We start from the raw sequence: 12,268 nt of genomic DNA on the forward strand, positions 1-12,268 counted from the left end.
GGCCAGGTCGGACAGGGGCAACGTCCGTGCGCCCGGCTGGTCGGGCAACGGTCGTGCAGGGTGATGCGTCCGTAGTGGCATGGGCCCGCCCTTCGTAGGGGCGCATTCATCGAGGGGGCTTTAATGGAGAAGGACACGGAGCGGGCACGCAGCGCGGAGGCAGCACCGAACGCGTACGAGCGGGTCCTCGCAGAGGATCGGCGAGTGATCCGGGAGGCCATGCGCTCCAGCCGGGGCGGGGCACACGGCGGTCTGGTGGTGACGGCCGTGGCACTCGGTACGGTCGGGGCTGTGGACGGACCCAAGTGGCCGTTGATCATCGGCGGCGTGTGCGCGGTCTGGTTCGCCCTGGCCCTGGCCGTTGTCCGCCGACGCGGCGGACGGGGCTGGAAGGCGATCGAACGTGCATACATCGCGACCTTCGGCTGGGCCCAGTGGCTCTGACGTGACCGGTGTCGGGCCTGAGGCGCTCCTGCACGCTGCTGTCCCGGCACAGGTCTTGAGCACCCCAACCTGCCGGATCGCCAAGCCCCGGGTTCCCTGACTGCCAACCCGAAATGGGCCCTCCAGCACACCCACCACCCCATGAGTTCCGTCCGATCGGTGCTTCAGAAATGACGAACTCACGGGCCTACACCGTCATCCGCTCGTCCGTCTCGAAGAGCTTCTGCTCGATGTGGGAGAGGACCAGCTGGACCGCGTGGCCGCCGCCGCGGCTGACCTTCCAGAGGGCCCGTCCGCGCTGGCCAGCTCCCCAGGATCCGATCAGGTCGCACTCCGCGTCCGAGAGGCCGATCGCCTCGCGGGTGATCTGCAGGGGGCGGGTGTCCTGTGCCAGCTGGATCCGCGTCTCGCAGGAGGAGATGAGGTCCTTGGCGATCGCGACGGCCTCCGAGCTCGCCGCACCGACGCTCTCGAAGTCGGACAGCCGGTGCGTGGCCAGGATCTGGATGGTGCCGGTCGCCCGGGACAGCCTGAGGTCGGCGTCGATCTTCCGGACCATGGCCGCCCCGCCGGAACGCATCTGCCGCCAGAGTTCGTCACGGACGACGATCCACGGTCGCTGCCCGGGCCGGTCGATGGCGGCCTGCGCCCACGAGGAGACGCAGGACAGGACCATGGCGACCGTCTCGTCGCCGTACTGCTCGAGGGCGCTGATGTCGACGGACTGGATCGGTGCGTCCCAGTCCAGGCCGATCGAGGTCTGTTCGTCGAAGAGCCCGCCCAGGTGGCCGTTGACCATCGTGCCGAGAGCCGAGCGGATCGACACCATCTGCTCGCGGGCCAGCTGCACCTCGCCGTCGCGGACGCGGAGCTCCTCGGCCATCGTGCCGGTGGGGTCGCGGAGCTTGTCGTAGACGAGCGGCAGGGTCGGCACGGCCAGTCTGGTCTGCCCGTACAGCTCGCCGGTCACCTCGCGCACCGCGACGTCCAGTGCCTCCTCCTCCCTGGACTCGAGGGTGCGGCGGAGCTGGAGTTCGAGGAGGGCCTTGAGCAGGGTCAGGCGGCGCCGGTGGATCTCCTGCAGACGGCCCCGGAGCTCGGCCGGGTCCTTGATCCGGTCGAGGCCGGCGCCGAGGGGCCCGGCGTCAAGCGGGTTGAGCCGCCCAGGAAGGCCGGGGCCGAGACGTACGGGCTCGACGCCCAGGTGCCGGCACAGTCCCGCGTACTCCCCTTTTACGTCACCCGCGATCAGCGTTCGGTGCCCGAAAGCCATCAGCCGGAAGCAGAGGGCCTTGATGTGGGCGCTCTTCCCGCTGCCGGGGATGCCGGTGATCATCACGTTGGGGTTGGTGCAGAGGCCTTCGCGGACCCAGACGGCCGGGTGCGCGCTGAACGCCTGGGTGGTCAGCGTGTTGTGGCCGATGTACGCGCCGACCGGGGGCAGCGATCCGGCGTGCAGGAAGGGGTAGGCACCGGCGGCGTTGCCGGTATCGGCCCGCACCACCTCCGTACGGGGCAGGGAGGCCGAGCGCCCTGCGAAGGGGTGGGGCCAGCCCTTGCGGGGCGCGATCCGCATGACGGTCTCGGCGTCCTCGAGCCGCCGGGACTCCCGCTGCTCGGCCCGCGTCGGACCGGCCGGTGGGGGTACGTACGTGCTGCTGATGCCGGTGGCTTCGCCGAACCCTGCGGCGTCCAACTCGGTGTCGGTGGCACGACGTCGTGCCGGAAGATTGATACGCAGGCCTGCCGGCAGGCGTGTACGCAGGCCCATCAGAAGCCCACCCGCCGGTCCGGCAGCCCCTGGCCGAGCGGCAGCGCGCCGGCGGCAAAGCCGACGTCCTGGGCACCCCACATGCGCCTCAGTTCCAGGCCGGCCGCCGCCGCGTCGGCCTGCATCTCTGCGCAGGCGGTCTCCAGTTCCTCGAGGTCGGTCACGGTCACCGACAGCACCGCGGTCATCCGGACCACGCCCTGCCCCGCCGCGCGGGCAGCGTCCTGAGTGCGGGCGAGGTTCACCTCGCGGCGCTCGTCCTCGCTCTCGTCACGCCCGGTCTTGGCCCGCAGATAGCGGGCGGAGGACCGCTTGCTCTTCTCGCGGGCCAGTTCCTGGCGGGCGCGGCGGGGCCCGAGCGGCTCGTAGACGAGGCTCATGGACCGTCGCGCGTTGCGCCGGGGACGCAGCAGCGGCTGGAGGAACGTGGCGTACACCTGCGCCTGAGGCCAGGTGCGGACCTGGTAGGTGACGGTCCAGGCTCCGTCATGGCGGTAGGTCCCCCACCCGGTCTCCGCTGCGGCGGGCCCGGCCAGGGCGGGGTCGACGCCCTCCTCGACTCCCTGCCATCCGGGGGTCCGGGCCGCCGCGTTGGTGGTGGCGATCGCGACCTGGGCGTCGGGGTCGTACGCCGTGCGGATGCTCTGGGCGACCTTGCGGGGCGAGAGCCATTCCATGACCTGCAGGCTCGCGGTGCTCAGCGCTCCGCCCAGTGCGTGGATCTCCCTGACCAGGACGGCGGCCGCACCTACCTGACCGCCTCCGGCTCCCTTGATCGCGAGGCGGGCCCGGCCGGCGGACAGGGTCACGGACAGATACGTCTCCCGGTTGGTGGCCACGGGGCCGGCGCCCTCCATCAGGTCCGACAGGGAACTCACCGCGGCAGGGGGCGCGTCGGCGGTGATGTGGTGAGCGGTCCATGAGCGCAGGGCGGCGCCGTCGTCGGGCAGGCACCTTTGGTGTACGGACAGCCGGACGATCGGAGAGTCCTCGGTGCAGAAGGTCCGGAGCAGCGCGGCCCACGACGAGACGCGGGCGGCCTGCTTGTCGGTGTCCACCAGGGCGAGGCCGGGGAAACTGACCCGGGCCACGGCCGTGTACGTACCGGCGACCGGGTCGTGCGCGACTCCCAGCAGACCGCCGAGCCCGTCCGGGGCCTCCAGGATCCGGAGTCTGGCCAGGGTCCCGGGCAGGTCGGTCGGCTGGTGGCCCGTCCGGTTCGAGCGGGGCGCGAACGGCCCCGAGACGAAGACGTTCTGATTCCGTGCCACGGCGATCTGATGCCTCACTGCCAGCAGGATCCATTCATCGGCGCTCAGCCCGCTGACACGGCCGAACGCGAGCACGAGAAGCACCGCGGCCACCGGCACGCACACACCGGCCGCGGCCCAGCTCGCGAGGTTGACGGGGAGGAGCAGCAGTGTGCAGCCGACGGCCACCAGGGCGAACCCGGGGCCGGAGAGGCGCCCCATGAAGCCCGACTTCTCGGACTGCCACCCGCTGTAGGTGACGGGTTGTGTCACGGCTGTCCCTGATTCGGAGGGCTGGGAGTCGGAGGAAGGGGAGCAGGCAGCACCGGAGGCTGCGGGGTGTCCGCCCCTCCGGGCTGGGCTTCAGGGGGATGCCCTGCTGACACGCGCCGCTGGGCGATGACGACGTGGCGGCCTCCTGCGGCGCCGTGGTCGAGTCCCGCGTGTCCGGCCGTGCTCGACATGCCGGACTCGATGGTGTCCTTGCCCGCGGCCAGAAGCTGAAGAGGAAGCCCGACGGTGCCGAAGACCTTCGAGCCGAAGGACTTCCCGGCGCCACCGGCAGCGCCCGGTGCGGGAGCAGCGGAGGAACCGCTCGCCGACGTCTGAGCGGTGTCCTGTTCCAGGGCCCGGGTGTAGGCGCTGCCGCCGCCGACTGCTCCGGCTCCGCTCATCTCCGGGCGGTAGCCGCCGCCCACCGATGCGGCGGACGAGCCGAGGGAGCTCATGAGGCCGGAGGCGATCGCACTGCCTCCGCCGACGGTGGAGAACGTCATGAACTTGGCCAGCACGGGCCACGCGAAGCAGGCCAGGACGAAAATGACCAGGCCCACGAACATGTTCTGTACGCCCTGGCCCTCGGCCATGGCCCCGAATCCGATGGCGAAGCAGAGCACGATCATCGGCTTCATGAGGATCAGGGCGATCAGCGCGTTCCGCGCCTTCGGCCACCATTCCTGCGTGGAGTCCGAGAGCTGGCCGGCCAGGACCACGGGCATGGTGGCGACCAGGATCATGATTCCGGCCTGCCGCAGGAGGACCTCGAGCCACAGCGCAGCGATGGCGAGGATGCAGACGATCCCGACGACGATGATGACCCCGACCGCCGCGGCGGCCACCCCCTCCCCGGTGATGAGCGCGGTGCCGACGGTCGCGACCCCTCCCCCGCCGGTGATGAGGCCTCCGAAGAGGGTGCCGAGCTGGTGCTGCATCGCCTCGGTCGCATCGGCCTCGCCGGATCCACCGCCGTCGAAGGTGTAGTTGATGATCCAGGTGGAGACCGCGTCCGACCAGGTCAGCGCGGTCTGGGTTGCCAGCACGTACACGGAGGAGATGACTCCCCACTTCGCCAGACCGATGACGGCGGTGGCGGCCGGCTCGCCTCGCTTGCTGATGGCGACCTTGCCGAACTGCAGGAGCAGCAGGAAGGTGGCGACGGCCAGGGAGAGAGTGGTCATGAGGGCGGTGGCCGAGTCGATCCCCGTCTTGGACAGGTCGATGGTCGACGAGGAGTTGAAGATCTTGGCGAACTCCTCGAGCAGCCACACCACGGCCTTGCCGATGTAGCGGGCCGCCTCCTGCAAGGCGTCCGACGCCATCTCGCTAACCTTGCCCGCCGCCCAGGCCACCGGGTTCTTCGCGTCCGGTGGGTACGTGTCCTGGCCGTCGCGCAGGCACTCCTGGAAGATGCCCCCCTTCTCGACGCAGGCGGTGACGTACGTGTTCAGCTCGTCGAAGTTGCCCTGCTCCTGGTCGTAGGCCTTGCGCCACTTGTCGAGGCGGAGCTCCTCGTACCGTCGGCGATCGGCCTCGCCGCAGTCCCTGGCCGCGTTGCCGTCGGCCCCCTCGCAGGTACCGACGGTGTCGGGCAGGTCCCCGGCCTCGGCGGGTTTGCAGGCGCCGTCGGTGGCCCCGAAGTCCAGGACGCACCAATGGCCGTGGGCGTCGATGCCCGCGACGTCGCCGCCCTGGGCCCACTCCTCCGGCGGCGGCTTCGGGGGGCCGTGATCGGCGTGCTCGCCTCCGTGGTCGGCCACTGCGGCCGGGGCGCCGGCCGTGATTCCGGCAAGGCAGCAGAGGAGGACGAGCAAGAGGCACCGGAGCCGGACTGCAACAGGGCGCCGCGTGCGGTCATTCCCCATGCCTGACCTGGATCCACTGGTCCTGCCACGCGAAGGGCGAATCCGCGTCGTAGGCGACGGGGAACGTCCGCTGCTCGACGTAGGCGGCCTCGTCCGTGAGCTTCCACGCTCCGTCCTGCCACTTCACGATGAAGTCCGTGGTGTCGCCCTTGATCGGGTTGTCGTCGGTGGCCTTCTCCGGTGTGGTCGCGTACCGGTCGAAGCTCAGCCAGATGTGCACGACGTCGCCGCGGGGCAGGTCGTCGTCGACGAGGCTCCGCATCCGTACGGCTTCCACCGTGGTGGTGAAGGTGATCCCCGCGGGTGTTCCGCCCGAGGCGGGCAGACCCGCGCCTTCCCGGAGCGTGCGGACCTCGGAGATCTGCTTGTCGATGTACCCGGCCGCATCCGGCGATGTCACGACGTCCAGCTGCTGGCGGGCCCTCTGGTCGTCCATCCAGGCGTACTCCTCCCAGAAGTGGACGACCGCGGAGACGGCGCCGCCGGGACTGTGCGGGAAGCCGATGGTGACACCGGCCCTCTGGGCCGTCGGCGCGTCCAGCGTGATCTTCTTCGCCCGCTCCGGCGTCATCTCGGGGCCGCTGCCGGACGAGGCGGGGCTGGGCGGCTTCGCGTTGCCCGGTGCGGTAGGCCCGGCTGCCGGCGTACCGGAACCGCCTTCGTCGATCAGTGAGTACGCGGCGAAGCCCCCGGTCGTCAGGAGGCCGACGACAAGGACCGTCAGCCCGCCGAGTAAGAGTTTGGCCTTTCGGGCCCTGCGCTCGTGGTTGTCCATACCGGTGGCCTCAGACCGACAGGTTGTAGACCGCGAGCACCATGGAGCTGGTCAGGCCGATGCCGCCGGCACCGCACAGGCTCCACAGCACGGACTGCTTGCCCCTGGCGGCCAGCTGGGCCCTTTCCGTGTTGTGTCCGACCGCGACCAGCAGCCACCCGGTCAGGCCTCCGATCACTGCGGCGGCGAGCCCGAATCCGGCGGTCCAGTTCAAAATGGTCTGCACCTGCGTGTTCACCGCCGCGGGGAGGGCGGGTGAGGGCTTCGGTACGACCGGGAGCGGGTCTGCGGCGAGTACGTCCAGGCCCGGGGCATGGGCCAGGGCGTGGAACGCGTCCATCAGCGTCAATGCGAACACCTCGTCAAAGCTCGTCTACGGATCGGCTAGGAAGGAGAGAGCACGGCCAGGGGCGCGGGCCGTGGGGCGTCGGGAAGGGGCGTGCCCCAGGAGGCCCCGGCCGCCGCGAAGACCTCCTGGCAGAGCAGGCCCGCGGCTTGCCGCGTACGTGAGCGCAGGCGGGAGACCGTGCGCAGCCCATGGGCGCGGATGTGCGGGTCGTACGGGAGGTGGACGACGGCTGCGGCGCGGGCCGACAGCATCGTGGCGCCGGCCCGAACGACGGCGGGGAGGCGGCCGTCCGTCTGCGCGGTCAGGACAACCACGGTGCGCTGGAGCGGCATTCCGTCCGCGTGCAGTGCCATGACGGCCTGCTGGAGGGCCTGGACTCCGCCGGCGGTGGCGGAGGCACAGAGCACGGGCACCGCGTACGGCAGCTCGCACCAGGACCGGGTCTGACCGATCCGCCCGGCGCACCGGGACTCGAGGATGTCGTGGGACACAGGGTGCGGGGTATCGGCGATGACGCACTGCCAACCGCCGATGGCCGCCAACTGCAGCCACGCGGCCGGGTCATGCGGCAGTACGAGCGGAGGGCTGTGCCAGTCGCGGCCGTCGGTGAGCACCTGCCAGCCAGGGGTGCTGCCGGCGCCGGGCCGTACGGCCGCGGCACGCTGGACCTGGGAGCGGGTGAGCGGTCTGTCCGGCGGCAGCGCGGCCAGTCCGCCTGCCTGCTGCCCGACCGTCCACGACGGCCAGGGGGACGAGAGGCGCGGGGCCGTGTCCAGGACGACGGTGTCCGCTCCGGAAGCGGCCATGCGCTCGGCCAGCAGATCCGCCACGGTCGAGCGACCGCTGCCGCCCGTCGCCGCCATCACTGGCGTCACGAGGCGGATCCCCGATGAGAGGCCCATCGGAGACAAAGCCCTTCTGTCCACGCTTCCCCCATACGCGGCAACTCTTCGCATACGCTAATACGATTCGTCACTTTGTCACACTCGGACGGATCGAAGTCGCGGTACCCGGTCACCCGGACGGTTTGCGCGGCACCTCAACATGCCCTGTAACAAGCAGTGATGGCATAGTGTCACACTCGATCACCCGTCTGCATCCCGCCTCGGGCCACGAAGCAGACTGGGCACGCTTGTTCGTTTGCGCAAAGTCGGTGCAGGCCTAGGGGGGACTGTGCGCGTCAGAGGCTGGTCAGCCGTCGCCGTGGGCGGGGTCGTGATGACCCCGGTCGCCATCGGCATGGGCCTCGTACTCCTCATCGCGGCCTTCGACGAGGACGACGGAGGGATCGACGGAAGCATGGGGCCGACGGCCGGCAGTCTGCGCATCGGTCAGGGTGGGGTGCCGTCCGCGTACGCGCCGATGATCCTCGAGGCCGCTGCCGACTGTGACGCCGACCTTCAGCCCGCGGTACTGGGAGCTCAGCTGAAGCAGGAATCGAACTTCAATCCGCGGGCTCAGTCCCCGGACGCCGGTGCGCAGGGCATCGCCCAGTTCATGCCGGGCAACTGGCCCACCTGGGCAACCGACGGAAACGGGAACGGCACCAAAAGCGTGTGGGAGCCTGCCGACGCCATCGCCGGTCAGGGTAAGTTCATGTGCAGCCTCATGCGAAAGGGCAGGGCGCACCCGCAGTACGACGGATCCCCGACCGAGCTCGCCCTCGCCGGCTACAACGCGGGCTGGGGCCGGGTCGACGAATACCGGGGCGTCCCCCCGGTCACCTTCGCCCGGGGCCAGACGTACCACTACGTCAGGAACATCCTGGCGCTCTCGAAGCGGTTCACCGCCCCTGCCTCGGGCGGCGCCGTGCAGCTGCCCGCCGGCTACGCCCTGCCCGCCGGCACACCGCGCGAGGTCCGTACCGCTGTCGCCTGGGCGTTGAGGCAGAAGGGCGGCTGGTACCAGCTCGGCGGCGACTGCACCGACGCGCACGGCAGCAACGCGTCCCGCTGGTGCGACTGTTCCTCGCTCACGCAGCAGGCCTACCGGGCAGCCGGCATCAGCATCCCGCGCGTGACCTACGACCAGGTGCGCATCGGCGCCCACGTCAGCGTCGACAAGCCCAAGCCCGGAGATCTCGTCTTCAACCCCGGCAGCGACGGCTCCGATGCCCGCCCAGGGCACGTCGGCATGTACATCGGCGACGACATGGTCATCGAGGCGCCGCGCACCGGAGTGCGTACCCGCGTCGTTTCCTACAGCAGCCTGCGCAACTCCACCAGCGCTGTCACCCGGGTCTCCGAGGTCCGTCGGGTGGTGCAGTGGTGATCCATGAGACCGGAGAACGGCCGATGAAGCCGATGAACGTCGAGCACGAAGAGCTGTTCCATCCCTGGGGCACCGTCACACCGGCCTTCTGGGACAGCCGCCAGGAGCAGCGCCCGGCGGAACAGACCATGACCCACATCCCCCAGGTGCTGCGCTGTCGGCTGACGGAGATCGCCACGACGGCGGCCGCCGGCCGACTGCCCGACGCTGCTTGGATGGCCCACCGCCTCGACACCGACGTCACCGACGAGTACGGCCCGGAGCACCTCAACACGGTCCATGTGCGAGAGGTCCGCGCGCACCTGGCCTATCTGGCGGGCGACCACGCGACCTCGCTCGGGTGGTACCTGCACACCGCCCGGCTGCGGGCGACCGTCCAGGGCCCAGGTCACCCCGACACCGGAGAGGCCACCCGCCGGGTCTACAGCCTCTGGCGCACGGTGCCGGACGCGGACGCGCCCGCACTGGGCGCGGAGGTTCTGGGTGTGGTCACCGACATCCACGGGCCTGACGCGGCGGTGGCTCGTCGGACCAGGAGGCGGCTTCAGGCCCTGGCAGGTGCAGGTGACGGTGCAAGTGCCGTTGCCCCACGGAGAGTCAGAGGCATCACCTGATCGACGTAGTCCGTTTTCCACAAAGGCCGCGTCATCCACAGAGCGTCCACGCTCCAGTCGGTGCGATGCCACGCTTCCCACCAGTGACGATGCACAAGAGAGAAGGGCCCACTCTTGAACACCTCGATAAACACGCTCGACGAAGCCTTGGCATCGTCAAGTCCTTCCACGGTCCTGGCGGCCGCCTGGGACGCGCTCGATCTCGGAGCGCGCGTGGCCGACGCCGTCACCTGGGACGGCACCGGCGATGAACTCCTCGCGCTCACCGCAGCACAGTCGTGCTCGGCTGCCCGCTCCCTGCTGCCCCTGCCTGAGCAAGGGCAGCCGATCCCCCTGGAAGCGAGCGAGATCCAGCCCGGCCCCGGCGGTCTCGCTCCCTACGCCGATCTCCTGGGCAGGGCGCACCGTGCACTCGCCGACCTGGCCGGACAGGATGTCCAGCTGAGCGAGGCCGCCGAGCACGCGGCCACGGCCGCGCGGGCGCTGGCCGCCGCACGGGAGGGGTGATGGCGACGCTGGACGAGCTCTTCGACACCGCCGGGACGCGGCTCCGTACGGCAGCCGCGACCTCGTCACCGGACCGTGCGGCCGCCGCCGTTCACCTCGACCGGTTCCTCTCCGCCCTCGCCGAACCCTTGGGGCTGGGCGACGGGGAAGTCACGCAGTCGTCCGTGACGGGCGATCTCGTCTTCCACCTGGGCCGGGCCAGTGATGCCCTGCAGTCCGTGCGACGTCTGCTGCCCGCGCCCGCCGTCGATCCGGCGCAGAGTCACCTGCTCGACGCGTCCGCCGCGGTCGACGCGGTGCGCGACGTCATCCAGAGTCACCGGGGGCCCGACCGCACGCCGCTCAGCGCGTATGCGTACGCACTCACCACAGGCCCGGCCCATCACTACCTCACCCGCCGCTGCGCCGAACTCGCCTGGGGCGCGGCCCAGGTGGCGTCCTCCTTGGCCCAGGACACCCTGGACCCGGCCGCGGTCGCGGCGTTCGCCGACGTGCACCGTTTCCTCTCCCAGGCCGCGGTCTTCGGCCGGGACGGTACGCGCGACGCCGACGCGGCGATCGGCGCGCTCTCTCTGACGCTTCCCGTCTACCCGGTCCACGCGGACTCGGCCGACCGGACCCTGGACGTACCGGCGCACCTCGCCGAGGACTGCGACCGGCTGTCCAGGGCAGCATTCGAGACGCTGCACCACCGCTCCGACCACCACATGAGCGGATCGGACCTCCAGCAGCTGGCCCGCTGGACAGCCATGCAACGCCTCCTGGCGGGCCGGGTCCTGCTCAGGGCCGCCGAGGAACTGCCGGACCATGCTGCCGCCGGCCTGCGCCAGAGTGCGGTCGCGCTGCGGGATTCCGCGCAGGCCTGGCAGAAGTCGGCCACGGCATGGCACCGGATCGTGGACATCGCCGACCCCCGCTCCCACCCCAAGCTGCCTGCTCCCAGCTATGAGATCGTCCGCCGCGGGGAGGTGGTGCGACTGCCACAGGTCCTCCCCCACCCGTCCTCGGTGATCGCCCGTACAGCAGCGGTCCGCGTGGGGCAGCTGCTCTACGGAGCTGAGTGGCGGCCAGAGGCCACCACCCGGCCCGACCCGCGCAAGGGGGCGGAGATCCTCGCCGACACACGGGGCCCCGGAGCTCTGGCCGCCGCGCTGTACCGACTGCCGGCCACAGGCTGGCAACTCGCCCTCGCCGCGCCGCAGGCGGTGAGCCAGGCACGAGGCGGCCTCGTCACCGATGTCTTCGAGCAGCAGGCACCCGGGCTCCCCGGGGCGCAGAACCACCGCTTCCGTCCGATCGCCCCTCAGCAGCTGGAGGCGCTGACTGCCCCGTACAAGGCGATCCTGCCGACTGAGCAGGCGTCGGCGGTCTCGCTGCTCGACATCGCCGCCCAGGCCGGCACGCCCGTACCACGAGCGCTGCTGGACGCGGCGGCCCACCGCGGCCTGGCGACCGCCGCCGCACAGAGCTGGACGAAACCCCGAAAGACGGCGGTCAGGCCGGACCAGCCCCGACTTCGACCACAGCCGCAGGTGCAGGTGCAGGTGCGGCCACGACGAAGGAGTCTGTAGTGCCGGCTGACAGTCTCACGCCCGGGTCGAACACTCGTAGCCGGGTGGATGTGCTCGCTCAGCCGCCAGGGCCCGCCGGGTAGGCGTAGTCGAGGTACTGCAGACCCGCCAGCCCTGCCTTCCTTGACGTTGCCGACCTCATGCCCGAGCACGTCGTAGCCGACGAAGGCACCCCGGCCCCGGAGCTGCCGGTTGCCCTCGACATGCCGGGCAAGGTCGCCGACTTCCTCCGCGCGACCGAACTGGACGACGCCGAGCGGGCCGCGCTCGACCACGGCGTGACCGTACGACGGGGCGCGCCCGGGTTCCGGCCGCGCCGCTGTCGAGCTGTGGTCAGCCCTCGGAAGGGAGCCCCCGGGTCAGTGGAGCTTGTTGACGGCGGTCTTCGTCGTGGTGCGGAAGGCGGTCAGCGGGGCGTCCTCGAGGTCGCCCATCTGGCCCCAGCGGACGAGGGTGACGGTGCGGCCGTCGCGGCCGATAGAGAACAGGTGGATGTCGGAGATGCCGATCTGCGGGTCGGCGGTGTCCAGGCTGTAGACCCAGGCGCCCTCCTCGACGGCGAGCTTGCCGTGGGA

The 12,268-nt window shown here is 70.9% G+C and carries 11 protein-coding genes and 1 pseudogene; 5 read left to right on the forward strand and 7 right to left on the reverse strand.

Annotation, left to right across the window (positions count from 1 at the left end):
- Window positions 1-123: 123 nt before the first annotated feature.
- Window positions 124-444: a hypothetical protein gene (locus ABZY45_RS32850; protein WP_356745914.1), complete on the forward strand. Its 321-nt coding sequence runs from the start codon at window positions 124-126 to the stop codon at window positions 442-444.
- 187 nt (window positions 445-631) lie between these two features.
- Here ABZY45_RS32850 and ABZY45_RS32855 read toward each other — a convergent pair whose 3' ends face one another.
- The 6 genes from ABZY45_RS32855 to ABZY45_RS32880 all read right to left on the reverse strand — a co-directional run bounded on the left by ABZY45_RS32855 (window position 632) and on the right by ABZY45_RS32880 (window position 7,605).
- Window positions 632-2,215, reverse strand: a complete 1,584-nt coding sequence (locus ABZY45_RS32855; RefSeq protein ID WP_356745915.1) for a type VI secretion protein — start codon at window positions 2,213-2,215, stop codon at window positions 632-634.
- Complete coding sequence (locus ABZY45_RS32860; RefSeq protein ID WP_356745916.1) at window positions 2,215-3,738, reverse strand: SCO6880 family protein; 1,524 nt, start codon at window positions 3,736-3,738, stop codon at window positions 2,215-2,217. The genes ABZY45_RS32855 and ABZY45_RS32860 overlap by 1 nt, the downstream gene beginning before the upstream one ends.
- The gene (locus ABZY45_RS32865; protein WP_356745917.1) at window positions 3,735-5,501 is read right to left on the reverse strand and encodes a hypothetical protein; all 1,767 of its coding nucleotides are present in this window, start codon (window positions 5,499-5,501) and stop codon (window positions 3,735-3,737) included. The genes ABZY45_RS32860 and ABZY45_RS32865 overlap by 4 nt, the downstream gene beginning before the upstream one ends.
- Window positions 5,502-5,595: 94 nt before the next feature.
- On the reverse strand, window positions 5,596-6,381 hold the full coding sequence (locus tag ABZY45_RS32870) for a hypothetical protein (RefSeq protein WP_356745918.1): 786 nt from the start codon (window positions 6,379-6,381) through the stop codon (window positions 5,596-5,598).
- Between the two features lie 10 nt (window positions 6,382-6,391).
- Complete coding sequence (locus ABZY45_RS32875; RefSeq protein ID WP_356745919.1) at window positions 6,392-6,739, reverse strand: hypothetical protein; 348 nt, start codon at window positions 6,737-6,739, stop codon at window positions 6,392-6,394.
- 26 nt (window positions 6,740-6,765) lie between these two features.
- Complete coding sequence (locus ABZY45_RS32880) at window positions 6,766-7,605, reverse strand: hypothetical protein (protein ID WP_356745920.1); 840 nt, start codon at window positions 7,603-7,605, stop codon at window positions 6,766-6,768.
- A 298-nt stretch (window positions 7,606-7,903) separates the two neighbouring features.
- On the opposite strand from ABZY45_RS32880, the gene ABZY45_RS32885 reads away from it, so the two are divergent.
- The 4 genes from ABZY45_RS32885 to ABZY45_RS32900 all read left to right on the forward strand — a co-directional run bounded on the left by ABZY45_RS32885 (window position 7,904) and on the right by ABZY45_RS32900 (window position 11,693).
- Window positions 7,904-9,001, forward strand: a complete 1,098-nt coding sequence (locus tag ABZY45_RS32885; RefSeq protein ID WP_356745921.1) for an NlpC/P60 family protein — start codon at window positions 7,904-7,906, stop codon at window positions 8,999-9,001.
- A 23-nt stretch (window positions 9,002-9,024) separates the two neighbouring features.
- Complete coding sequence (locus ABZY45_RS32890) at window positions 9,025-9,615, forward strand: hypothetical protein (protein ID WP_356745922.1); 591 nt, start codon at window positions 9,025-9,027, stop codon at window positions 9,613-9,615.
- Window positions 9,616-9,729: 114 nt separating this feature from the next.
- Window positions 9,730-10,122 (forward strand): hypothetical protein, encoded by a 393-nt coding sequence (locus ABZY45_RS32895; protein ID WP_356745923.1) that lies wholly within the window; start codon window positions 9,730-9,732, stop codon window positions 10,120-10,122.
- Window positions 10,122-11,693 carry a hypothetical protein gene (locus tag ABZY45_RS32900; RefSeq protein ID WP_356745924.1) on the forward strand — a complete coding sequence of 524 codons (1,572 nt, stop codon included), beginning with the start codon at window positions 10,122-10,124 and terminating at the stop codon, window positions 11,691-11,693. The genes ABZY45_RS32895 and ABZY45_RS32900 overlap by 1 nt, the downstream gene beginning before the upstream one ends.
- A 359-nt stretch (window positions 11,694-12,052) precedes the next feature.
- Here ABZY45_RS32900 and ABZY45_RS32905 read toward each other — a convergent pair.
- Window positions 12,053-12,268: pseudogene (locus ABZY45_RS32905) on the reverse strand (hypothetical protein); the annotation flags it as partial.

Origin of the sequence: Streptomyces sp. NPDC006516 (assembly GCF_040611875.1) — a bacterium.
In the GTDB taxonomy this organism is placed as follows: Bacteria; Actinomycetota; Actinomycetes; order Streptomycetales; family Streptomycetaceae; genus Streptomyces.

Excerpts from the sequence above, each read along its gene's own strand:
- ABZY45_RS32850 (WP_356745914.1), top strand. The coding sequence starts at position 124 with ATGGAGAAGGACACGGAGCGGGCACGCAGCGCGGAGGCAGCACCGAAC.
- ABZY45_RS32855 (WP_356745915.1), bottom strand. The coding sequence starts at position 2,215 with ATGGGCCTGCGTACACGCCTGCCGGCAGGCCTGCGTATCAATCTTCCG.
- ABZY45_RS32870 (WP_356745918.1), bottom strand. The coding sequence starts at position 6,381 with ATGGACAACCACGAGCGCAGGGCCCGAAAGGCCAAACTCTTACTCGGC.
- ABZY45_RS32890 (WP_356745922.1), top strand. The coding sequence starts at position 9,025 with ATGAAGCCGATGAACGTCGAGCACGAAGAGCTGTTCCATCCCTGGGGC.
- ABZY45_RS32900 (WP_356745924.1), top strand. The coding sequence starts at position 10,122 with ATGGCGACGCTGGACGAGCTCTTCGACACCGCCGGGACGCGGCTCCGT.